Here is a 21,449-nt window from a genome sequence, read left to right as displayed (position 1 = left end):
GGCGCGTGTCGAGCGGAGAGGGTGGGGCCATGCGTACCGCTCATCGTGTGGAGACCGTACGGGCCGCCGAGGCCGAACTGATGGCCCGGCTGCCGGAGGGCGCGCTCATGCAGCGCGCCGCGGCCGGGCTCGCCGCCGCCTGCCGCGCCCTGCTGCCCCGGGTGTACGGGGCGAGGGTCGTGCTCCTCGTCGGAAGCGGCGACAACGGCGGCGACGCCCTCTACGCCGGGGCCCGGCTCGCCCGGCGCGGGGCCGGGGTGACGGCCGTCCTGCTCGGGGCGCGGGCCCACGAGGGCGGGCTCGCCGCGCTGCGGGCGGCCGGGGGACGCGTCGCCGACGACCCGTACGAGGTGCTGGCCGTCGCCGACCTCGTCCTCGACGGGATCACCGGCATCGGCGGGCGGGGCGGGCTGCGGCCCGACGCCGTGCCCGTCGCCCGGGCGGCCCGCGGCTCCGACGCGGTCGTCGTCGCCGTCGACCTGCCGAGCGGTGTCGACGCGGACACCGGCGAGGTCACGGGGGAGGCGCTGCGGGCCGACGCGACCGTCACCTTCGGCACGTACAAGCCGGGGCTGCTGATCGACCCGGCGCGGGAGTACGCGGGCGCGCTGCGGCTCGTCGACATCGGGCTCGCCGCCACCCTCCCCTCGGTCCCCGACCTGGAGGCGCTCCAGCACGAGGACCTGGCGCGGATGCTGCCGGTGCCCGGGGCCGAGAGCGACAAGTACCGGCGCGGGGTCGTCGGCGTCGTCGCCGGCTCCGCCCGCTACCCCGGCGCCGCCGTCCTCGCCGTCGAGGGCGCGCTGCGCGGCGGCGCGGGCGCCGTCCGGTACGTGGGGCCGGCCGGCGAGGCGGTGATCGCCGCCCGCCCCGAGACGCTGGTGCACGCGGGGCCCCCGGCGAAGGCCGGCCGCGTCCAGGCGTGGGTCGTCGGGCCGGGCCTCGGCGACGGGCCGGGCGTCGCGGAGGTGCTGGCGACGGACGTCCCCGTCCTGGTCGACGCGGACGGTCTGCGGGACCTGACCCCGGAGACCGTCCGGGCCCGTCCCGCCGCCACCCTGCTCACCCCGCACGCGGGCGAGGCGGCGGCGCTGCTCGGCGTCCCCCGCGAGGAGGTCGAGGCGGGGCGGCTCGCGGCGGTCCGCGAGCTGGCGGCCCGGTTCGGCGCGACGGTCCTCCTGAAGGGGTCGACGACGCTGGTGTGCGGGGCGGGCGGCACGGGCCCGGTCCGGGTGAACCCGACGGGGACCTCGTGGCTCGCGACGGCCGGCAGCGGCGACGTCCTGTCGGGCCTGGCGGGCTCGCTGCTCGCCGCGGGCCTCCCCGCCCTGGAGGCCGCGTCGGCCGCCGCGTACCTCCACGGGCTCGCCGCCCGTCGCGCCTCACGGGGCGCGCCGGTGGCGGCGGGGGACGTGGCGGCGGCGGTGCCGGGGGCTTGGCGGGACGTCACGGGGGGCTGACGCGGAGCGGCGCCGCCACTCGGTGGGGAAGCCGTGCGGATCGGCGCCGCCGCGCGACGGGGAAACCGCAGCCCCGCCGCCACTCGGCGGAACGTGTTGCTCCGCACGTGGTGCAGCGCAGGCGCCCCCGCCTCGGGGCGCGTGGGATGGGTGGGTGATCAGAGGCAGAAGGCGTCCTCGTGGCGTCACCGTGTTGTTGTTCGCCCTGGCTCTCGTGTCGCCGTCGGCCGCGGTCGCCGTCGCGCCCGAGCCCGGGGAGGTCCTGCTCCCGGGCGGGGCCGGGGCCGGGCGGGCCGAGTATCCGATGGACACGCCCGATCAGGTGCTGCCGCCGGAGCAGCCGGACGGGGAGGTGCCGGTGCCCGAGCCCGCGGAGGACGTGGACGAGCTCGTCGAGTTCCTGCCGCGGAGTGCCGCCGGGGCCGCCTGCACCGCGAAGGCCGGGCCCCATCAGCGGCGGGTGGAGCGGCTGCTGCGGCTCACGGTGGACGGGAAGCAGTCGGCGGCGGACTGCCGGGCCGTCCGGGCGTTCCAGCGGGCGCAGAAGATCAAGCCGGCCAACGGGTACGCGGGGCCGGTGACCTGGGCCCGGGCCGAACTGCTCGCCGCCCGCGCCAACCCGAACGCGGCCAAGAAGTGCCCGGTGCGCACCTACACCGTCGCCTGCGTCGACCTCGACCGCGAGCTGATGTGGGTGCAGAAGGGGAAGCGGATCACGTACGCGGTGGTGAACGTGCGCAGCGGCCGGGCCGGATACCGGACGCGGACCGGGTGGCACGAGGTGTACTGGCGCCACAAGGACCACTGGTCGTCCATCTACCGCACGCCCATGCCGTACTCCCAGTTCTTCAGCGGCGGCCAGGCCTTCCACGCCGTCTACGGGCAGATCGCCACGCCCACCGGCAGCCGCGGCTGCGTGAACCTGAGCAACGCGAACGCCAGGAAGCTGTGGGACGTCCTGCGCAAGGGGGACCGGGTCTACATCTGGGGCAGGCGGCCGGAAGGCTGAGCGGGCCCGGGGACCTGAGAGACTGGGCGGCGATGACTGAGACACCACAGCCCCGCCGGGCCCGCGCCGAGATCGACCTCGGCGCGCTGCGCGCGAACGTCCGCACGCTGCGCGCCCGGGTCGCCCCGCACGTTCAGATCATGGCCGTGGTCAAGGCCGACGCGTACGGGCACGGGGCCCTGCCCTGTGCCCGCGCCGCCGTCGAGGCCGGCGCGACCTGGGTCGGGACGGCGACGCCACAGGAGGCGCTCGCGCTGCGGGCGGCCGGTCTGACGGACGTACGGATCATGTGCTGGCTGTGGACGCCGGGCGATCCGTGGGCGGAGGGCATCGAGGCCGGGCTCGACATGTCGGTGAGCGGCATGTGGGCCCTGCACGAGGTCGTGGAGGCGGCCCGGGAGACCGGGCGCCGGGCCAGGATCCAGCTCAAGGCCGACACGGGCCTCGGGCGCAACGGCTGCCAGCCCGCCGACTGGCCGGAGCTCGTCACCGAGGCGCTCAAGGCGGAGGCGCAGGGGCTGGTCAAGGTGACCGGGCTCTGGTCGCACTTCGCCTGCGCGGACGAGCCGGGGCACCCGTCGATCGCCGCGCAGCTCGACGTGTTCCGCACGATGCTGGACTTCGCCGAGAAGGCCGGGGTCGCGCCCGAGGTGCGGCACATCGCCAACTCGCCGGCCACCCTGACGCTCCCCGAGACCCACTTCGACCTGGTGCGGCCCGGCATCGCCATGTACGGCGTCTCGCCCGCGCCCGAGATCGGCACCTCCGCCGAGCTCGGACTGCGCCCGGTGATGACCCTCAAGGCGAGCGTCGCCCTGGTCAAGGAGGTGCCGGGCGGGCACGGGGTGTCCTACGGGCACCACTACACGACCCCGGGCGACACCACCCTCGGACTCGTGCCGCTGGGGTACGCGGACGGCGTCCCGCGCCACGCCTCCGGGCGCGGCCCCGTGCTCGTCGACGGCCGGGTCCGCACCGTGGCCGGGCGGGTCGCCATGGACCAGTTCGTGGTGGACCTCGGCGGCGACCGCCCGGCGCCCGGCACCGAGGCGGTGCTCTTCGGGCCCGGCGACCGGGGCGAGCCGACGGCCCAGGACTGGGCCGACGCGGCCGACACCATCGCGTACGAGATCGTCACCCGGATCGGCGCGCGCGTCCCGCGCGTCTACCTGGGCGCGTAGGAGAGGGCGGGGCGGCCGTGGGCGAGGAGACCTGGCGGCGGGCCGGCTGGGCCGGTGCCGCGATAGGCGTGCTCGCGGCCGGGGCGGCCGCCGGGGTCGCGGTGGAGCGGCTGACCGTCGGGCGTTCCGTACGGGAGAAGGCGCGGCTCGCGCTGGACGCCGAGGGCCCCTACGGGGCGCTGCGCGGCGCCCCGGGGTGGGCGGTCGCCGACGACTCGACGCGCCTGTACTACGAGGTCGACGAGGTCGAGGGCGACGCGCCCGCGCCGCGCCGGCGGCGTCTCTTCGGGCGGAAGGCGCCCGCGCCCGTCACGGTCGTCTTCAGCCACGGCTACTGCCTCAACCAGGACTCCTGGCACTTCCAGCGGGCCGCGCTGCGCGGTCTGGTCCGCACCGTGTACTGGGACCAGCGCAGCCACGGACGGTCCGGCCGCGGGGTCGAGCAGGCGGGTCCCGACGGCGTGCCCGTCTCCATCGACCGGCTGGGGAGCGACCTGAAGGCCGTCCTCGACGCCGCCGCGCCGGAGGGCCCGCTGGTGCTGGTCGGGCACTCCATGGGCGGGATGACGATGATGGCGCTGGCCGACCGGTACCCGGAGCTGGTGCGCGAGCGGGTGGCCGGCGCCGCCTTCGTGGGGACCTCGGCCGGGAGGCTGGACGAGATCAGCTACGGGCTGCCGATGGCCGGGGTGAACGCCGTGCGCCGGGTGCTGCCCGGGGTGCTGCGGGCGCTCGGCTCGCAGGCGGAGCTGGTGGAGCGGGGGCGGCGGGCCACCGCCGACCTCTTCGCCGGGCTCATCAAGAAGTACTCGTTCTCCTCGAAGGACGTGGACCCGGCGGTCGTCCGCTTCGCGGAGCGGATGATCGAGTCGACCCCGATCGACGTGGTCGCCGAGTTCTATCCGGCGTTCGTCGAGCACGACAAGGGGGCGGCGCTCGCGGCCTTCCGCGAGCTGCCGGTGCTCGCGCTGGCCGGCGACCGCGACCTGGTCACGCCCAGCTCGCACACCGAGGCCATCGCCGACCTGCTGCCGGACGCGGAGCTGGTCATCGTGCCGGACGCCGGGCACCTGGTGATGCTGGAGCACCCGGAGGCGGTCACCGACCGGCTCGCCGACCTGCTCGGGAGGGTGGGCGCGGTCTCCGTCGGCGGGTAGGGAGGCTGGCGGCCGGTCCGCCGGCGGGTAGGTAGGTTGGCGGACATGGACACTCCGCACATCCAGGCCACCCTCGACGTCGACTCGCCCGAGCGCATGCAGGAGCTCGGCCGCCGCCTCGCCAAACTGCTGCGCCCCGGCGACCTCGTGATGCTGACCGGCGAGCTCGGCGCCGGGAAGACCACGCTCACCCGCGGTCTCGGAGAGGGCCTGGGCGTCCGCGGGGCCGTGACCTCGCCGACCTTCGTCATCGCGCGCGTCCACCCCTCGCTGGTCGGCGGCCCCGCACTGGTCCACGTGGACGCGTACCGCCTGGGCGGCGGCCTCGACGAGATGGAGGACCTGGACCTCGACGTATCGCTGCCCGACTCGGTCGTCGTCGTGGAGTGGGGCGACGGCAAGGTCGAGGAGCTGACGGACGACCGGCTGCACGTGCTGATCCACCGGGTGGTCGGCGCCACCGAGGGCTCCGCCGACGACGACCGCCGGACCGTCGTGCTCAACGGGATCGGCGCCCGGTGGGCCGACGAGGACCTGCTGCTGGGCTGAACGTACGTAGGTTCCGACAACGTGTCGGGAAAATGTTGCGTCAGTGCTCCGCGCCGTGGTCACATGGAATCACGAGCTGGTTAGGTGTACCTAACCTACGGGAGGCATTCATGGCGACGCCGGAGCACGCCGTTCGGACGGACCGCACCGCGGAAGCCGTCTCGATGAGAGAGCTGCTGGCCTCCTGCGCCGCGGCCAGCGCCGTGTCGACGCCGCCGCGCGAGTCCGAGGCGCCGGACGAGCAGGAGCCTCCGGCGCACGAGGAAGCCGCGTAGGCGGAACGCGAGGGGCCCGCTCAGGCGGTTACGGGACGGGCCCGCGTCAGGCGACGACGACGACCTTCGCGCCGATCACCGCGAACGTCCACAGCGCGTCGCCGTCCGCCCGCTTCATCCGCACGCCGCCGGTCTTCTTCGACGGGTCCGGCTTCGGCGTCGAGCCGTCCACCGCCGCGCTGAAGCCGATCGACACGTCCTGGACGGTCGCGAACCGCACCACGTGCTCGATCTGCACCCCGTCCGAGCCGCGCACCGCACCGGAGCGCGAGGTCACCGCGTACACGCCGGGCGGCGGCGAGACGGTGCTCGGCATCACCGAGAACGTGTGGGTGACCTGGTTCCTCTCGTCCACCAGCCACACCCGGTGGGCGTCGAGGGCGTAGACCACGCGCTCGCCCTTGCCGGAGTTCGCGGGCACCGCCAGCGGGTCCTTCGGCGGCTGCTTCGGCTTGTCGCTCGCCGTGGCCGAGGGGGCCGAGCTCGGGGCCTGCGGCTTGGCCGCCAGATCGGTGGCCGACGGCGCGGCGGCCGAGGCCTGGTAGGCGAGGAAGCCGATCACGGCCACGGCCGCCACGGTGAGCCCGGCCACGAATCCCGAGCTGCTCCTTGCCACCGCGTGCCCACCTTCTGTCGTACCTACGTATCGGTGCCTGACCGTAGCAGCCGCCGCCCCGCGCGGGCGGGGCGCCGTACGCCGGACACGCCCTGCGCTCCGGCGCCGTAGGCTGTTCGCGTGCTCTTGCTCGCCATGGATACCGCCACGCCCGCCGTCACCGTCGCCCTGCACGACGGCGACTCCGTCGTCGCCGAGTCGCGTCAGGTCGACGCCCGCCGGCACGGGGAGCTGCTGCTGCCCGCCGTCGACCGGGTCCTGAAGCAGGCCGGGCTGACGCTGGACGCGGTGACCGGACTGGTGGTCGGCGTCGGCCCCGGCCCGTACACCGGTCTGCGCGTCGGCCTCGTCACCGCCGCCTCCTTCTCCTCCGCGCTCGGCGTGCCGGTGCACGGCCTGTGCACCCTCGACGGGCTCGCGTACGCCTCCGGCATCGAGGGGCCGTTCGCCGTCGCGACGGACGCCCGCCGCAAGGAGGTCTACTGGGCGCGCTACGCCGACGCCCGCACCCGGGTGGGCGACGCGGCCGTCGACCGCCCCGCCGACATCGCCGAGCAGCTCGCCGGGCTGCCCGTGGTCGGCGCAGGCGCCCGGCTGTACCCGGAGGCGTTCCCCGACGCCCGCGACCCCGAGCACCAGTCCGCCGCCGCGCTCGCCGCCCTCGCGGCCGAGCGGCTCGCCGCGGGCGGCGGCGGCTTCCTCGACCCGCTGCCGATGTACCTGCGCCGCCCCGACGCGCAGGTGCCGAAGAACTACAAGGTGGTCACGCCGAAGTGAGCGGCGTGGCACTGCGCGAGATGCGCTGGTGGGACATCGGGCCCGTGCTCACCCTGGAGGCCGAGCTGTTCCCCGAGGACGCCTGGTCCGAGGGGATGTTCTGGTCGGAGCTCGCGCACTCCCGCGGCCCGCGCGCGACCCGCCGCTATGTGGTGGCCGAGGACGCCCGGGGCCGGATCGTCGGGTACGCGGGGCTCGCCGCGGCCGGCGGGCTCGGCGACGTCCAGACCATCGCCGTCGCCCGCGACCAGTGGGGCAGCGGCCTCGGCGGGCGCCTCCTCACCGACCTGCTCCAGCACGCCACGGCCTTCGAGTGCGACGAGGTCCTGCTCGAAGTGCGCGTGGACAACACCCGGGCCCAGAAGCTCTACGAGCGCTTCGGCTTCGAGCCCATCGGTTTCCGGCGCGGCTACTACCAGCCCGGAAACGTGGACGCGCTCGTGATGCGACTGACCGTTCAAGGAACTGAGACTGATTCTGATGGCTGCTGACGAACCGCTCGTACTCGGCATCGAGACCTCCTGCGACGAGACCGGTGTCGGCATCGTCCACGGGACCACCCTCCTCGCGGACGCCGTCGCCTCCAGCGTCGACACCCACGCCCGCTTCGGCGGCGTCGTGCCCGAGATCGCCTCCCGCGCCCACCTGGAGGCGATGGTCCCGACGATCGAGCGCGCCCTGAAGGAAGCCGGCGTCTCCCCGAAGGACCTCGACGGCATCTCCGTCACCGCGGGCCCCGGCCTCGCGGGCGCGCTGCTCGTCGGCGTCTCGGCGGCCAAGGCGTACGCGTACGCCCTCGGCAAGCCGCTCTACGGCGTCAACCACCTCGCCTCGCACATCTGCGTCGACCAGCTGGAGCACGGCCGGCTGCCGGAGCCGACGATGGCCCTGCTGGTCTCCGGCGGGCACTCCTCGCTGCTGCTCTCCTCGGACATCACCTCCGACGTGCGGCCGCTCGGCGCGACCATCGACGACGCCGCGGGCGAGGCCTTCGACAAGATCGCCCGCGTGCTCGACCTCGGTTTCCCCGGCGGACCGGTGATCGACCGGCTCGCCCGGGAGGGCGACCCGAAGGCGATCGCCTTCCCGCGCGGCCTGTCCGGCGCCAAGGACCCCGCGTACGACTTCTCCTTCTCCGGTCTGAAGACCGCCGTGGCCCGCTGGATCGAGGCCAAGCGGAACGCGGGCGAGGACGTGCCCGTACGGGACGTCGCCGCGTCCTTCCAGGAGGCGGTCGTCGACGTGCTCACCCGCAAGGCCGTACGGGCCTGCAAGGACGAGGGCGTCGACCACCTGATGATCGGCGGCGGCGTGGCCGCCAACTCCCGCCTGCGGGCCCTCGCCGAGGAGCGCTGCGAGCGGGCCGGCATCCGGCTGCGGGTGCCCCGGCCGGGCCTGTGCACCGACAACGGCGCGATGGTCGCGGCCCTCGGCGCCGAGATGGTCGCCCGCAACCGGCCGGCCTCCGACCTGGAGCTGTCCGCCGACTCCTCGCTGCCGGTGACGGACCCGCACGTGCCCGGGGCGCACGCCCACGACCACGACCACGTCCACGAGGTCAGCAAGGAGAACCTGTACCCGTGACCACGGTGACCCTCATGTGGGAGGCCCGCGCCGCCGAGGGCCGCGGCGCCGAGCTGCTGGCCTGGGCGCGGGCCCAGGAGCTGCCGGCCGCGCCGCTGCGCCGCGAGACCTTCCGCGCGCCGCAGGACCGGGTCCTCGTGCTGACCTGGTGGGAGACGGCGGACGGCCTGGAGGCAGGGCTCCCCGAGCTGCCGGAGCCGGCGGCCGAGCTGCTCACCCGTCCGGTGCACCGCTGGCGCTTCGAATCGATCGAATCGACCTGACCGCTTAGCGTGATCCGAGCGGTCCGAGTGGTCCGAGCGTTCCGAGTGGTCGAATCGAACGAATCCGCGTAACTGGGGCAACCGTTCGACCGGTGGGCGCATCCCACAGCGTGTGAAGAAGAAGATCGCGCTGTGGGCCGCGCTGACCACCGTCGCGCTGCTCGCGGCGACCGGCTGCACGACGGCGGCCGACGCGGACAGCACCGCTCCGAGCACCGGGGCCGTCACGCCCTCCGCCAAGCCCTCGCACACGCCCGGCGCGCCCGACTCCGCCGACGCGCGGGCCGCCGCGTACCGCAAGTGGGGACTCAAGCCCTTCCCGGCGCCGCCGGCCCCACCCGCGAAGAAGCCGGTGACCCGCGGGCCCGGCGGGCCCGTCCCCGTGGTCAGCGACGTCCCCACGCGCGAGAAGATCGTCTTCATCACCATCGACGACGGCGCCGAGAAGGACCCCGAGTTCGTCGCGATGATGCGCGACCTCAAGATCCCCGTGACGATGTTCCTCACCGACGCGGCCATCCGCGCCGACTACCGCTACTTCGCCCCGCTCGTCGCGCAGGGCCACGGCGTCGCCAACCACACGCTCACCCACCCCAACCTGCGCACCCTCTCCGAGGACGCCCAGCGCGGGGAGATCTGCGGCCAGCAGGAGAAGCTGACCAAGGAGTACGGGAAGCGGCCGCGGCTCTTCCGCCCGCCCTACGGCAACTGGAACGAGTCCACGCGGGCCGCCGCCGCCCGCTGCGGGATCGACGCGATCGTGCTGTGGCGCGAGTCCATGCAGATCAAGAACATGCAGTACCAGCGCGGGGACAAGAAGCTGCACCCCGGCGACATCATCCTGGCCCACTTCCGCGGCCCGTCCGAGCTCAAGGGCACGTCGATGACCGAGATGACGGCCAACCTGCTGCGCCACATCCAGGAGCAGGGGTACACGGTGGCGCGCCTGGAGGACTATCTCTGAGCCGCCGCGTCCGGGCTCCCGAAAAAATCACCGGCGCGGTTGTCGATGCGGGCGGCTCCCGTTCGACGTATGAGTGTGAAGGCGGGGAACGGCCCCGCCACCGCACCCGAGGAGTCACCATGCCCCGCTACCTCTCCCTCGTCCGCATCGAGGAGAACAGCATCGACATGGCGTCCGCCGACCCCGGCTTCGAGGAGCGCATGGGCGCGCTCTTCGAGGAGATCACCAAGGCCGGCGTCATGCTGGACACGGCCGGGCTCAAGCCCACCTCCGAGAGCACCCGGGTCTCCTGGCAGGACGGGAAGCTGTCGTACACCGACGGCCCCTTCACCGAGACCAAGGAGGTCGTCGGCGGCTACGCCATGATGCAGTGCAAGGACATGGCCGAGGCGATCGAGTGGGGGAAGCGCTTCCTGGAGGTCCACCCGCCGCAGTGGACCGTCGGCCTGGAGATCCGCGAGGTCGAGGAGATGCCGGGCGGCTGAACCCCGGCGCCTGTCAGTCGTCTGTGCTGTCATGTGAGGCGTGACGGCACAGACGGTCGAGGAGACCCTGGACACGGTCTTCCGGATGGAGTCCGCCCGGATCATCGCCACCGTGGCGCGGATCGTCCGGGACGTCGGCATCGCCGAGGAGATCGCCCAGGACGCGCTGGTCGCCGCCCTGGAGCAGTGGCCGCGGGCGGGCGTCCCGGACCGGCCGGGCGCCTGGCTGACGGCCACCGCCAAGCACCGCGCCGTCGACCTCGTCCGGCGCCGCGAGACGTACGCCCGCAAGCTGGCGGAGGCCGGCCGCGAGCTGACGGAGGAGGCGCACGACCCGGAGCCCTCCGGCCCCGGGGACATCGACGACGACCTGCTGCGGCTGGTCTTCACCACCTGCCACCCGGTGCTCTCCGCCGACGCCCGCACCGCGCTCACCCTCCGCCTGCTCGGCGGGCTGCGCACCGACGAGATCGCCCGCGCCTTCCTCGTCCCCGAGCCGACGGTCGCCGCGCGCGTCACGCGCGCCAAGCGGACCCTCGCCCGGTCCGGGGTCGCGTTCGAGGTGCCCTACGGGGAGGAGCGGGCGGCCCGCCTCGGCTCGGTCCTCGAAGTCATCTACCTGATCTTCAACGAGGGGTACGCGGCGACCGCCGGCGACGACCTGCTGCGCCCCGCCCTCTGCGAGGACGCGCTGCGGCTGGCCCGGGTGCTCGCCGCGCTGATGCCCCGGGAGGGCGAGGTCCACGGCCTGGCCGCCCTGCTGGAGATCCAGGCCTCCCGGACGGCGGCCAGGACCGGCCCGGACGGGCAGCCGGTGCTCCTCGCCGACCAGGACCGGCGGCGCTGGGACCGGCTGCTGATCCGGCGCGGGTACGCCGCCCTGGGGCGGGCCGTCGAGGCGGACGGCGCCACCGGCCCGTACGCCCTCCAGGCCGCCATCGCCGCCTGCCACGCGCGGGCGACGCGGTACGAGGAGACGGACTGGACGACGATCGCCGCGCTCTACCGGCGGCTCGCCGCCGTCGCGCCCTCCCCGGTCGTCGAGCTGAACCGGGCGGTCGCCGTGTCGATGGCCGAGGGCCCGGAGGCGGGCCTCGCCCTCGTCGACGCCCTCGCCGCCGCCCCAGCCCTGGACCGCTACCACCTGCTGCCCAGCGTCCGGGGCGACCTGCTGGCCCGGCTCGGCCGGGAGAAGGAGGCGCGGGCCGAGTTCGCGCGGGCGGCGGAGCTGACGCGCAACGAGCGGGAGCGGGCACTGCTGTTGAAGCGGGCGGCCGGCTGAGGCTGGCGGGCGGGCTCCTCCGCGCCGGTGGACGCCGCCGCGCTCGTTCCGCGTGAGGGCCGCCGGTTAAGCTCCCCGGCATGTCCCCCCGCACCCCGCTTCCGCCGCCCCCGCCGCCCGCCGAGATACGGAACTGGCCCGACCGGGAGGCGCGGCTGGCCGATCGGGCGCTCGCCATGGACGAGTTGGGGCGCCGGCTGCTCGGCGGCGGGCGGCTGGTGCTGTTCCTGGTCTGGTTCGGGGTGCTCCAGCTGGGCTGGGCGCTGGTGGGCGTGCCGCTCGTGTCCTTCGGCGGGGCCGGCGGGGTGGCGGACCCGATCAGCATGCTGCTCGCGCTGTTCTGCGGGGCCGCCGGGATCGCCGTGCTCGTCCCGGGCGTCTGGCTGACCGTGCGGAGCCTGCGCCGGGACGCGATGGTGCGCGAACGGCTCATGGGCTGGGCCGCGCTCGACCGGCACGGGCCGTCCGACGCGCGGCTGCGGCTGCCGCTGCTGAGCGCGAGCTGGCTGGTGCTGTCCTTCGCGATGTGCGCGGTCGGACTGTGGACCGCCTTCGCCGTCCCGCTCAACACCGGCCCGGACGACGGCGGTTACGGCGCCGTCGCCTACGGCATGGGTGCCGCCCTCATCCTGTGGGTGACGGGTCTGACCGGCCTCGCGAAGGCCGTCGGGCACTACCGCATGGCCGTCCGGCTCACCGGCCGGCCGGGTGCCCGATCAGCATCGTCGGAGCTCCCGCGACCCGAGTGAGCAGCACCGTCGCGGAGTGGGGGCCCTTGAGCTTCACCTTGCGGCGGATCTCCTCGGGTTCGACGGCGGAGCCGCGCTTCTTCACGGTCAGCACGCCGATCTCCCGCTCGCGCAGCAGGGCCTTCAACTTCTTCAGGTTGAACGGGAGTTCGTCGGTGATCTCGTAGGCGGCGGCGTACGGCGTCGGGGTGAGCGTGTCGGCCGTGACGTACGCGATGGTCGGGTCGATCAGCCCGCCGTCCAGCTCCCGCGCCACCTCCGCGACCAGGTGGGCGCGGATGACGGCGCCGTCCGGCTCGTACAGGTAGCGGCCGACGGGCCGGACCGCCGGGTCGGGCAGGGTGCCGCCGGTGAGGGTCGCGCCGCCGGGCAGCAGGGTGGCGCGGCGGGCGCCGGGCTCGGTGCCGAACCAGAGCACGGCCTCCTTCACGTCCCCGCCGTCCGAGATCCACTCCGCCTCGGCCTCCTCGGGCACCGCCTCGTGCGGGATGCCCGGGGCGATCTTCAGGGCCGCGTGCGGGGCCTTGCGGGCCGCCTCGACCGCCCAGGACAGCGGCGGCGAGTAGGCCTCCGGGTCGAAGATCCGCCCCCGGCCGCCGCGCCGCGCCGGGTCGACGAAGACGGCGTCGTACGGGCTGGTGTCGATCTCCGTCACGTCCGCGCGGCGCACCTCGATCAGCCCGTCGAGGCCGAGGGCCGCCGCGTTGGCGCGGGCCGCCTCGACGGTGAGCGGGTCGCGGTCGACGGCGAGCACCGAGATCCCGGCGCGGGCGAGCGCGAGCGCGTCGCCGCCGATGCCGGAGCAGAGGTCGGCGACGCTGCGCACGCCGAGCTCCTTGAGGCGGGCCGCCCGGTAGGTGCCGACGGTGGCCCGGGTGGACTGCTCGACGCCGTGGGGCGTGAAGTACATGCGGTACGCGTCCTCGGCGCCGAACTTCGCCACCGCCCGCTGCCGCAGCCGGGCCTGGCCGAGCGCGGCCGAGACCAGTTCGGCGGGGTGGTCGCGGCGCAGCCGGGAGGCGACCGCCAGCTCCTGGGCGGGGTCGTAGTCGCGCAGGGCGGCGAGGAGGGCCTGCCCCTCGGGGGTGAGCAGGGAGGCGAAGGCGGCGAGGTCGGTCACCCGTCCCATTCTGAGGGGCGCGGGCGGTGTGGGCCGCCCGGGGGACCGTGCGGGCGGCGCCGGTGGTGTCGGGGCCCGGGAGGGGCTCGGCGCTGACAGGATGCGGCGCCATGCAGCTAGTACGACAAAAGGAACAGACGCGTACGTTTCGCTCCGTACGGGTGGTCGGTGCCGCCCTCCTCGTCGCCGCCCTCGGCTCCGCCTGCGCGGGCCCCGGCGCCGACGGCGAGGCCGCGTCGCAGAAGCCCGCCGCCGGCCAGCCGCGCGCGCAGAACGCGGCCGGCGCCCTGAACGCGTACGTCGAGCGGGTCCGCGCGGCGCGCGCCGCCCGGGTGGCCGCCGCCAAGAAGTGGGGGCTGGCCCAGCCGCCGCTCGAAGCGCCGGCGCCGCCCGCCGTGAAGCCGAAGATCACCACCCGCAAGGGCTTCGAGACCGACGGTGAGGGGCTGCCGCCGGTCTTCACCACCGTGCCGACGAAGCAGAAGGTCGTCTTCCTGACCATCGACGACGGCGCCGAGAAGGACCCCGCGCTGCTGCGGATGATGAGCGAGCTGAAGATCCCGTACAGCGCGTTCCTCAGCGACTACCTGGTCAAGGAGGACTACGGCTACTTCCGGAAGATGCGCGACTCCGGGGTCGCCCTGCACAACCACACCCTCAACCACCGCTATCTGCCCGGGCTCGACTACGGCGACCAGAAGCGCGAGATCTGCGGGATGCAGGACGTCATCCAGAAGCAGTTCGGCAAGCGGCCCGAGCTCTTCCGCCCGCCGTACGGCAACTACAACGAGGACACCCTGCGCGCGGCCAAGAGCTGCGGGGTCAAGGCCGTCCCGCTGTGGGCCTCCGAGGCCTTCCCCGACCACATGGAGTGGCGCGAGTGGGACCGGGACCTGCACCCCGGCGACATCGTCCTCACACACTTCCGCGGCAAGGAGGACTGGAAGGGCTCCATGCCGGACATGATCCGCCGGGTGATGAAGACGATCACGGCGAAGGGGTACGCGGTGGCCAGGCTGGAGGACTACGTATGAGCCGGGCGCGCCGGCTGGCAGCCGCCCTGGCCCTGACCGGCGCGCTGTTCTCCCTGACCGCCTGCGCGTCCTCGGCCGACCCGATCGACCCGATCGAACGGCTGGGCCGCAAGGCGGCGGAGAAGGTCTCGCCACGGGTGCCGCATCCGCCGCACCGGCCGCGCGCGGCGCGCGGGCCGTCCCCGGCCGGGGGGCCTTCCGCGACCCGGGGGCCTTCCGTCGTCCGGGGGCCGTCCGCCGCTCCGTCCGGCTCCGCGGTCCCGGTGCGACCCCTCGTACGGAACCGCGGGCTCCGTCCGCGCGTTCCTCCCGGAGCGCCCCCGGCTCACGCCACGGGGTCGTGAATTGGCACTCCGCTTGACCGAGTGCTAATCGCGGTCATAGTCTCGGCTCTGGCACTCCCCACCGGAGAGTGCCAACACAGCGACGGGCAGGTCCGGCACCCGCGACGACGGATCCACCTGGTCGCCACCTCAGACAGTTAACCCCGTGAGATCTCCGAAGGGGGAGGTCGGATCGTGACGACCACCAGCTCCAAGGTTGCCATCAAGCCGCTTGAGGACCGCATTGTGGTCCAGCCGCTCGACGCCGAGCAGACCACGGCCTCTGGCCTGGTCATCCCGGACACCGCGAAGGAGAAGCCCCAGGAGGGCGTCGTCCTCGCCGTGGGCCCGGGCCGCTTCGAGAACGGCGAGCGCCTGCCGCTCGACGTGAAGACCGGCGACATCGTGCTGTACAGCAAGTACGGCGGCACCGAGGTCAAGTACAACGGTGACGAGTACCTCGTCCTCTCGGCTCGCGACGTGCTCGCGATCATCGAGAAGTAGTCCACCGAAGCACCTGTAAGCAGACGCTTCGAATCGCGCCCCTGACCCCCTGGTTTCTCCGGGCGTTCAGGGGCGCGGTTTTTTCCACGATTTCCGAGAGGGCTGAACCGCTCCCATGGCGAAGATCCTGAAGTTCGACGAGGACGCCCGTCGCGCCCTTGAGCGCGGCGTCAACAAGCTGGCCGACACGGTGAAGGTGACGATCGGCCCCAAGGGCCGCAACGTCGTCATCGACAAGAAGTTCGGCGCCCCCACGATCACCAACGACGGTGTCACGATCGCCCGCGAGGTCGAGATCGAGGACCCGTTCGAGAACCTCGGCGCCCAGCTCGTGAAGGAGGTGGCGACCAAGACCAACGACATCGCGGGTGACGGCACCACCACCGCCACCGTGCTCGCCCAGGCCCTGGTCCGCGAGGGTCTGCGCAACGTCGCCGCCGGCGCCTCCCCGGCCGCCCTGAAGAAGGGCATCGACGCCGCGGTCAAGGCCGTGTCCGAGGAGCTCCTCGCGACCGCCCGCCCGATCGAGGACAAGTCCGACATCGCCGCCGTCGCCGCGCTCTCCGCGCAGGACCAGCAGGTCGGCGAGCTCATCGCCGAGGCGATGGACAAGGTCGGCAAGGACGGCGTCATCACCGTCGAGGAGTCCAACACCTTCGGCCTGGAGCTGGAGTTCACCGAGGGCATGGCCTTCGACAAGGGCTACCTCTCGCCGTACATGGTCTCCGACCAGGAGCGTATGGAGGCCGTCCTCGACGACCCGTACATCCTGATCAACCAGGGCAAGATCTCCTCCATCCAGGACCTCCTGCCGCTGCTCGAGAAGGTCATCCAGGCCGGCAGCTCCAAGCCCCTGCTGATCATCGCCGAGGACGTCGAGGGCGAGGCCCTCTCCACCCTCGTCGTCAACAAGATCCGCGGCACCTTCAACGCCGTCGCCGTCAAGGCGCCCGGCTTCGGTGACCGCCGCAAGGCGATGCTCCAGGACATGGCCACCCTCACCGGTGCCACGGTCATCTCCGAGGAGGTCGGCCTCAAGCTCGACCAGGCCGGTCTCGACGTGCTGGGCACCGCCCGCCGCGTGACCGTCTCCAAGGACGACACCACGATCGTGGACGGCGCCGGCTCCTCCGAGGACGTCCTCGGCCGCGTCAACCAGATCAAGGCCGAGATCGAGTCCACGGACTCCGACTGGGACCGCGAGAAGCTCCAGGAGCGCCTCGCGAAGCTGGCCGGCGGCGTGTGCGTGATCAAGGTCGGCGCCGCCACCGAGGTGGAGCTGAAGGAGAAGAAGCACCGTCTGGAGGACGCCATCTCCGCGACCCGCGCCGCGGTCGAGGAGGGCATCGTCTCCGGTGGTGGCTCCGCGCTCGTCCACGCCGTCAAGGTCCTCGAGGGCAACCTCGACAAGACCGGCGACGAGGCCACCGGTGTCGCCGTGGTCCGCCGCGCCGCCGTCGAGCCGCTGCGCTGGATCGCCGAGAACGCCGGCCTCGAGGGCTACGTCATCACCTCGAAGGTGTCGGAGCTCGACAAGGGCCAGGGCTTCAACGCCGCGACCGGCGAGTACGGCGACCTGGTCAAGGCCGGCGTCATCGACCCGGTGAAGGTCACGCGCTCCGCCCTGGAGAACGCCGCCTCGATCGCCTCCCTGCTGCTCACGACCGAGACCCTGGTCGTCGAGAAGAAGGAAGAGGAGCCGGCGGACGCGGGCCACTCGCACGGCCACGGTCACTCGCACTGAGTCCCGTAACGCGTAGCTGAGCCCCGAAGCTCACAGCCGAGGCCCGGTGCCCCCGTCGCGGGGGCACCGGGCCTCGGCGCGTCGGTCCTACGCCTCGACCGCCCCGAGCTGCCCCATCAGCCCGAGCATGTCGTACTGCCACCACCCCGCGACGGCCTTCCCGTCCTCCCGGAACCGCTGGATCAGCGTGCCGGTCATCTCCACCGCGATCCCGCTCGGCTGGAGCCCCATGAAATCGCCGGTGTGGGTGGCGTTCCACGTCCAGCGGGTGCACACCCGGTCACCCTCGGCGATCTGGTCCTCGACGGTGAACGCGAAGTCGAAGCCGCTCCGCCACATCTCCACCTCGCGCCGCACCGCGTCCATGCCGATGGCGTCCGCCGGGTTGGACGGATCGTGGTCGTGGTACCCCTCGGCGACCACCTGGTCGAGCGCCGACAGCTCCTCCCCGCCGCCGAGCAGCGCGAGGAAGCGGCGGGAGTTCCCCTTGTACAGGGCCTCGTCGCGGACCACGTCCAGATCGGTGAAGGTCGGCATCTCGTCGCAGAGCGCCACCATCTCCCGGAAGATCCGGTCGGTCTCCGGCAGCTGCGAGTTGCGCATGGCCACGTCGTACGAGGGGAACTCGACGATCTCCACGACATGGGAGGCGTCGGATCGGTCCGTGCCGACGATGCTGTGGGTGGCGGTGCGCTTGCCCTTGGTCTGTTCGACCCACTCGTCCATGAGCCGGTTCAGGTCGTCGATCCGGCTGGTCTTGCAGTCGATTATCTGTACGAAACTCATGACGCCTCCCGGGCCGGGGCGGACCCTTCCAGTTTAGGTCCGCGGGGGCGGGGTGCCCTGGCAGCATGGGGGCCATGCGGGCCATGGGGGAGGAACCGGGGGAGCGGCCGGTCACCGTCGAGAACGGCACGGGGATCGTCGTCGTCGGGGACGGGAACCGGGTCGTGGTGGGCGCCGCGCCCGGCGTCCGGTCCGCGTACTGGGAACAGGTGCGCCGCATCGCCCCGGACGAACTCATCGCCCGGGAAACGGAGTTGGCGGAGCTCGCCACCTTCTGTCTCGCGGACGGGCCCGGATACCTGTGGTGGCGGGCGGACGCGTGGGCCGGCAAGACGGCGCTCATGGCCTGGTTCGCCCTGCACCCGCCGCCGGGCGCGCGGATCGTCCCCTTCTTCGTCACCGCCCGCTGGGCCGCCCAGAACGACGCGGCGGCGTACGTGGACGTCGTCCTGGAACAGCTCGCCGAACTGGCCGGCGAACCGCTGCCCGCCCTCCTCACCGCCGCCACCCGCGAGACCCACCTGCTGCGCCTGTACGGAACGGCCGCCCGCGCCTGCGCCGGGCGCGGCGAACGCCTGATCCTCCTCGTCGACGGCCTCGACGAGGACCGGGGGGTGACCACCGGGCCGGACGCCCACTCGATCGCGGCCCTCCTCCCGCCGGACGCGCGGGTGATCGTCTCCGGCCGCCTCAACCCACCCCTCCCCCCGGACGTCCCCGACGCCCACCCCCTCCGCGCATCGGCCGCCGTCCGCGTCCTTGCCCCGTCCCCGTCCGCCCGCGCGATCCGGGTGGAGGCGGAACGCGAGCTGAAGCACCTCCTGGCGGCCGGCGGCCTCCCGTACGACCTGCTCGCCCTCCTCACGGCCGCGGGCGGCGGCCTGACGGCGGACGACCTCGCGGAGCTGACCGACGAGGTCCCGTACCGGGTGCGGGACGTGCTGCGCACCGGGCCCGGGCGCACCTTCGCCCCGGCCGGCCCCGCCTACCTCCTCGCCCACGAGGAACTCGCCGCCCAGGCCCGGGAGATGCTCGGCACCCGCGAACTGGCCAGCTTCCGGGCCCGGTTGCACACCTGGGCGGAGAGCTGGCGCGAGCGCGGCTGGCCGGAGGCCACCCCGGACTACCTGCTCCGGGGGTACGTGGCCACCCTGCGCGCCGCCGGCGACGTCGACCGGCTCGTGGGCTGCGCCCTCGACCCCGTACGCCACGACCGGCTGCTCGCGGCGACCGGCGGCGACGGGGCGGCCCTCGCGGAGGTCCGGGCGGCGTCGGAAGCCCTCCTCACGGGCGGCGACCGGCCGGACCTGATCCCCCTGATGCTGCGGCTCGCGGTCCGGCGCGACGACCTGGAGCTGAGCGGCGGGCTCGTCCGGCCGGAGCTCGCGGCGGGGTGGGCGGCGGTCGGCGAGGTCGACCGGGCGGTGGCGCTGGCGCGGGCGGCGGGCGACGAGCGGGCGGTGGCGGGGCTGTGCGCGGTGGCGACGAAGCTGCTGGAGCGCGGGGACCGGGACAGGGCCGTCGCTCTCGCGGAGGAGGCGGAGGAGCTGGGGCTGGCGCTGCGGGAACGGGGGGGCCTTGGGCAGGACGATGCGGCCGAGGCGACGGCCCTGCTGCTGGTCGCGCTCGGCCTCCATGACCGGGCGGAGCGGCAGATCCATCGGATCGGCAGCGAGCTGGACCGCTACGGGCCGCTGTACACCCTGACCCGCGCGTACTGCGCAGGGGAGGAGTACGGGCGTGCGCTCGTACTCGCGCGCGGTGAGCCGAACATCAGGCTGCGTGCCAACGCGCGCTCCGAGACGGTCCGGTCCCTGATCAGAGTGGGCCGGTACGAAGACGCCGAGCGGGCGGCGCGCGAGGGGGACGCGAACCGCGCGGTCCGGGCCCTGGTCCTGATCCGGGCGGCGGTCACGCTCCGGGAGGCGGGCCAGGGCGGGATAGGGGAGGCGCTCCTGGCTGAGGGGCTGGGGGAGTGGGGGTCCACGCAGCCGGAAGAGGACGGGGCCGGGATCCGGCGCAAGCTGATCGAGGCCTTGGTGGAGGCGGGGGAGTCGGCCCAGGCGCGCAGGACTCCGGACCGGCGTTTCGACTTCGGCGACGAGGAGAACTACGCCGTGGCCCTGGCCCGGATCGGCGCGTGGGAACTGGCCTGGGAGGCGCTCGACCGAGTCCGGGAAGACTGGGTGGAGGGCACCCTGGTGCGCTTCGCCCGGGTCACGGCCGATCGCGGGCGGGACGTGGAGGCCGAGCAGATGGGCCGGGAGCTGGACGAGGACGAGTTCTCCGAGTACCTGTGGGAGGTCATCGCGGAGACCCGCCTCGGGCGGGGCCAGCCGGACACGGTCACGCCTCTGCTCGACCGGCTGGCGCACAGCGCCCGTGGCTTCGCCGCCATCGGCGCGTACGTGCGGCAACTGGCCGCACGGGGACGAGTCGATGAGGTTCGTGCCGTGCTGGCGCGCATGAGCGGACCCGAGTACGAGCTGCGGCTCAGTTCCGCGCTGCTCGGACCGGCAGCGGAGGCCTTGCACGACGCGGGGTACGTCGCTGAGGCGCGGGAGCTGCTGGTGTCCGCCGAGGCGGGCAGCCGCAGGCCACCCCGGTACGAATTCGTGGAACGGCTGGCGCGGGTCGCCCACGCTCTCGCAGAAGCGGGGCGCCCGGAGGTGGCCTCGGCCGTGCTTGACGCCTTGGACCCCGAGGACGGCGACGACCGGCAAGTGGTGTCGGCTCTGCTGGCCGTCGGGCGGATCGAGGAGGCCGAGGAGCTCGCCCTGGGCGCCGACCCGTTCGCCGACGGGCTCCTGGAGGTCGGCGCCGCCTGGGTCGCGTGCGGGAGCTACGCCCGTGCGGATGCGCTGGCCCGCGTCGTCAAGTACCGGATCGCCGCGGTCGTGGCCGTGGCGTACGCGGAGGCGGGCGACCCGGACAAGGCCGCCGACCTCATACCGGGGCTGTCCGGCGACCTGGAGGTGATCGAGGTCTCCACCGCCCTCGCCCATGCCTTGGACCTCCAGAGCCGCCGCGAGGAGGCGGAGCAGTGGTTGGACCGGGCGGTGGGACTGGCCTGGCCCCGGGCAGCGACCACCGCCGTCATGCTGCCCGACCTGGTCCGCGCCCAACTCGCCCTCGGCCGCCAAGGCGAGGCGACCGCGCTGCTGCAGCGAGCCACCAGGTCCTGGCTCACCTACTACGGTTCGTCCCAGCCCGAGCACCTCCTCCGCGCCTGGGTCCTGCTCGGCGCCCACGACCACGCCCTCGACCTCGCGTGGAAGCTGGAGCCGGACGCCGTCCAGAAGGCCCTGCCGCCCCTCGCCGCCGACCTCGCCCGCGCCGGCGCGTACGAGCGCGCCGAGACGGTCCTCGCGGACCTGCACCACCTGGGCCCCAAGTGCGCCGCCGCGTACACCGTCCTGGCCGTCGAGCACCCCGACCCGGTCCGGGCCCGCGAGGTGACCGCCCTCGCCCTGCACCTGGGGCCCTGGTACGAGGCACTGCCGGCCGTGCTGGCCCGCGAGCCGGGGGCGGTGGAGCAGGTCACGGCGGAGGGCGAGCGGCTACGGGCCCTCCTCGGCTAGGCCGAC

20 protein-coding genes are annotated in these 21,449 nt (G+C 74.0%); 17 read left to right on the top strand and 3 right to left on the bottom strand.

The annotated features are described in order from the left end of the window. Nucleotides 1–29: 29 nt before the first annotated feature. From ACZ3ZE_RS16545 to tsaE, 5 genes are all read left to right on the top strand, one after another. Nucleotides 30–1,460, top strand: a complete 1,431-nt coding sequence (locus ACZ3ZE_RS16545) for an NAD(P)H-hydrate dehydratase (RefSeq protein ID WP_361166084.1) — start codon at nucleotides 30–32, stop codon at nucleotides 1,458–1,460. Nucleotides 1,461–1,653: 193 nt separating this feature from the next. Then, nucleotides 1,654–2,469: a L,D-transpeptidase family protein gene (locus ACZ3ZE_RS16540; protein ID WP_467259797.1), complete on the top strand. Its 816-nt coding sequence runs from the start codon at nucleotides 1,654–1,656 to the stop codon at nucleotides 2,467–2,469. A 32-nt stretch (nucleotides 2,470–2,501) separates the two neighbouring features. Then, nucleotides 2,502–3,650 (top strand): alanine racemase, encoded by a 1,149-nt coding sequence (gene alr / locus ACZ3ZE_RS16535; RefSeq protein ID WP_361166090.1) that lies wholly within the window; start codon nucleotides 2,502–2,504, stop codon nucleotides 3,648–3,650. Nucleotides 3,651–3,667: 17 nt separating this feature from the next. After that, nucleotides 3,668–4,807: an alpha/beta fold hydrolase gene (locus ACZ3ZE_RS16530; protein ID WP_361166093.1), complete on the top strand. Its 1,140-nt coding sequence runs from the start codon at nucleotides 3,668–3,670 to the stop codon at nucleotides 4,805–4,807. Nucleotides 4,808–4,852: 45 nt separating this feature from the next. Further along, nucleotides 4,853–5,356: a tRNA (adenosine(37)-N6)-threonylcarbamoyltransferase complex ATPase subunit type 1 TsaE gene (tsaE, locus tag ACZ3ZE_RS16525; protein WP_361166096.1), complete on the top strand. Its 504-nt coding sequence runs from the start codon at nucleotides 4,853–4,855 to the stop codon at nucleotides 5,354–5,356. A 321-nt stretch (nucleotides 5,357–5,677) separates the two neighbouring features. Here tsaE and ACZ3ZE_RS16520 read toward each other — a convergent pair whose 3' ends face one another. Beyond that, complete coding sequence (locus ACZ3ZE_RS16520; RefSeq protein WP_361621414.1) at nucleotides 5,678–6,247, bottom strand: L,D-transpeptidase; 570 nt, start codon at nucleotides 6,245–6,247, stop codon at nucleotides 5,678–5,680. A 120-nt stretch (nucleotides 6,248–6,367) separates the two neighbouring features. On the opposite strand from ACZ3ZE_RS16520, the gene tsaB reads away from it, so the two are divergent. The 8 genes from tsaB (at nucleotide 6,368) to ACZ3ZE_RS16480 (ending at nucleotide 12,351) form a co-directional block, all read left to right on the top strand. After that, nucleotides 6,368–7,024, top strand: a complete 657-nt coding sequence (tsaB, locus tag ACZ3ZE_RS16515) for a tRNA (adenosine(37)-N6)-threonylcarbamoyltransferase complex dimerization subunit type 1 TsaB (RefSeq protein WP_361166102.1) — start codon at nucleotides 6,368–6,370, stop codon at nucleotides 7,022–7,024. A 20-nt stretch (nucleotides 7,025–7,044) separates the two neighbouring features. Next, nucleotides 7,045–7,515, top strand: a complete 471-nt coding sequence (gene rimI, locus ACZ3ZE_RS16510; RefSeq protein WP_329428485.1) for a ribosomal protein S18-alanine N-acetyltransferase — start codon at nucleotides 7,045–7,047, stop codon at nucleotides 7,513–7,515. Continuing rightward, entirely contained in the window at nucleotides 7,505–8,608 is a 1,104-nt protein-coding gene (gene tsaD / locus ACZ3ZE_RS16505; RefSeq protein ID WP_361166105.1) for a tRNA (adenosine(37)-N6)-threonylcarbamoyltransferase complex transferase subunit TsaD, read from the top strand. The genes rimI and tsaD overlap by 11 nt, the downstream gene beginning before the upstream one ends. After that, nucleotides 8,605–8,871, top strand: coding sequence for a hypothetical protein (locus ACZ3ZE_RS16500; RefSeq protein ID WP_467259537.1), 267 nt, complete (start codon nucleotides 8,605–8,607; stop codon nucleotides 8,869–8,871). The genes tsaD and ACZ3ZE_RS16500 overlap by 4 nt, the downstream gene beginning before the upstream one ends. 112 nt (nucleotides 8,872–8,983) lie before the next feature. Next, nucleotides 8,984–9,835, top strand: coding sequence for a polysaccharide deacetylase family protein (locus tag ACZ3ZE_RS16495; protein ID WP_467259534.1), 852 nt, complete (start codon nucleotides 8,984–8,986; stop codon nucleotides 9,833–9,835). Nucleotides 9,836–9,954: 119 nt separating this feature from the next. Next, the gene (locus ACZ3ZE_RS16490) at nucleotides 9,955–10,320 is read left to right on the top strand and encodes a YciI family protein (RefSeq protein ID WP_361166114.1); all 366 of its coding nucleotides are present in this window, start codon (nucleotides 9,955–9,957) and stop codon (nucleotides 10,318–10,320) included. 40 nt (nucleotides 10,321–10,360) lie between these two features. Next, entirely contained in the window at nucleotides 10,361–11,602 is a 1,242-nt protein-coding gene (locus tag ACZ3ZE_RS16485; protein WP_363292293.1) for an RNA polymerase sigma factor, read from the top strand. Between the two features lie 80 nt (nucleotides 11,603–11,682). Then, nucleotides 11,683–12,351, top strand: a complete 669-nt coding sequence (locus tag ACZ3ZE_RS16480) for a hypothetical protein (protein WP_361621429.1) — start codon at nucleotides 11,683–11,685, stop codon at nucleotides 12,349–12,351. Here the strand turns inward: ACZ3ZE_RS16480 and ACZ3ZE_RS16475 are convergent. Further along, entirely contained in the window at nucleotides 12,296–13,480 is a 1,185-nt protein-coding gene (locus ACZ3ZE_RS16475; RefSeq protein ID WP_361166123.1) for a THUMP-like domain-containing protein, read from the bottom strand. The two genes, ACZ3ZE_RS16480 and ACZ3ZE_RS16475, sit on opposite strands and share 56 nt — an antisense overlap. Nucleotides 13,481–13,581: 101 nt before the next feature. Here ACZ3ZE_RS16475 and ACZ3ZE_RS16470 point away from each other — a divergent pair, with 101 nt between their 5' ends. The 3 genes from ACZ3ZE_RS16470 to groL all read left to right on the top strand — a co-directional run bounded on the left by ACZ3ZE_RS16470 (nucleotide 13,582) and on the right by groL (nucleotide 17,076). Continuing rightward, complete coding sequence (locus ACZ3ZE_RS16470) at nucleotides 13,582–14,505, top strand: polysaccharide deacetylase family protein (RefSeq protein ID WP_361166126.1); 924 nt, start codon at nucleotides 13,582–13,584, stop codon at nucleotides 14,503–14,505. 518 nt (nucleotides 14,506–15,023) lie between these two features. Continuing rightward, nucleotides 15,024–15,332: a co-chaperone GroES gene (groES, locus tag ACZ3ZE_RS16465; RefSeq protein ID WP_361166130.1), complete on the top strand. Its 309-nt coding sequence runs from the start codon at nucleotides 15,024–15,026 to the stop codon at nucleotides 15,330–15,332. Nucleotides 15,333–15,447: 115 nt separating this feature from the next. Continuing rightward, nucleotides 15,448–17,076, top strand: a complete 1,629-nt coding sequence (groL, locus tag ACZ3ZE_RS16460; RefSeq protein WP_361166133.1) for a chaperonin GroEL — start codon at nucleotides 15,448–15,450, stop codon at nucleotides 17,074–17,076. Nucleotides 17,077–17,163: 87 nt separating this feature from the next. Here the strand turns inward: groL and ACZ3ZE_RS16455 are convergent, their stop codons facing one another. Then, a complete protein-coding gene (locus ACZ3ZE_RS16455) occupies nucleotides 17,164–17,862 on the bottom strand; it encodes an ester cyclase (protein WP_361166136.1) in 699 nt (232 codons plus the stop codon). A 74-nt stretch (nucleotides 17,863–17,936) separates the two neighbouring features. Between ACZ3ZE_RS16455 and ACZ3ZE_RS16450 the strand changes: the two genes are divergently transcribed. Next, complete coding sequence (locus tag ACZ3ZE_RS16450; protein WP_467259532.1) at nucleotides 17,937–21,443, top strand: hypothetical protein; 3,507 nt, start codon at nucleotides 17,937–17,939, stop codon at nucleotides 21,441–21,443. The last annotated feature ends 6 nt before the right edge of the window (nucleotides 21,444–21,449 follow it).

This window comes from Streptomyces sp. NPDC023157, assembly GCF_055560575.1.
The sequence above is the reverse complement of the archived record's forward strand: the minus strand, read 5'-3'. Positions and strand labels throughout refer to the sequence as shown.

Bases quoted from the DNA above. Each gene is read 5' to 3' on its own strand.
- tsaE (WP_361166096.1), top strand. From the start codon at position 4,853: ATGGACACTCCGCACATCCAGGCCACCCTCGACGTCGACTCGCCCGAG.
- ACZ3ZE_RS16475 (WP_361166123.1), bottom strand. From the start codon at position 13,480: ATGGGACGGGTGACCGACCTCGCCGCCTTCGCCTCCCTGCTCACCCCC.
- ACZ3ZE_RS16545 (WP_361166084.1), top strand. From the start codon at position 30: ATGCGTACCGCTCATCGTGTGGAGACCGTACGGGCCGCCGAGGCCGAA.
- ACZ3ZE_RS16490 (WP_361166114.1), top strand. From the start codon at position 9,955: ATGCCCCGCTACCTCTCCCTCGTCCGCATCGAGGAGAACAGCATCGAC.
- ACZ3ZE_RS16455 (WP_361166136.1), bottom strand. From the start codon at position 17,862: ATGAGTTTCGTACAGATAATCGACTGCAAGACCAGCCGGATCGACGAC.
- alr (WP_361166090.1), top strand. From the start codon at position 2,502: ATGACTGAGACACCACAGCCCCGCCGGGCCCGCGCCGAGATCGACCTC.
- ACZ3ZE_RS16450 (WP_467259532.1), top strand. From the start codon at position 17,937: ATGCGGGCCATGGGGGAGGAACCGGGGGAGCGGCCGGTCACCGTCGAG.
- tsaD (WP_361166105.1), top strand. From the start codon at position 7,505: ATGGCTGCTGACGAACCGCTCGTACTCGGCATCGAGACCTCCTGCGAC.
- ACZ3ZE_RS16480 (WP_361621429.1), top strand. From the start codon at position 11,683: ATGTCCCCCCGCACCCCGCTTCCGCCGCCCCCGCCGCCCGCCGAGATA.
- ACZ3ZE_RS16470 (WP_361166126.1), top strand. From the start codon at position 13,582: ATGCAGCTAGTACGACAAAAGGAACAGACGCGTACGTTTCGCTCCGTA.
- rimI (WP_329428485.1), top strand. From the start codon at position 7,045: ATGCGCTGGTGGGACATCGGGCCCGTGCTCACCCTGGAGGCCGAGCTG.
- groL (WP_361166133.1), top strand. From the start codon at position 15,448: ATGGCGAAGATCCTGAAGTTCGACGAGGACGCCCGTCGCGCCCTTGAG.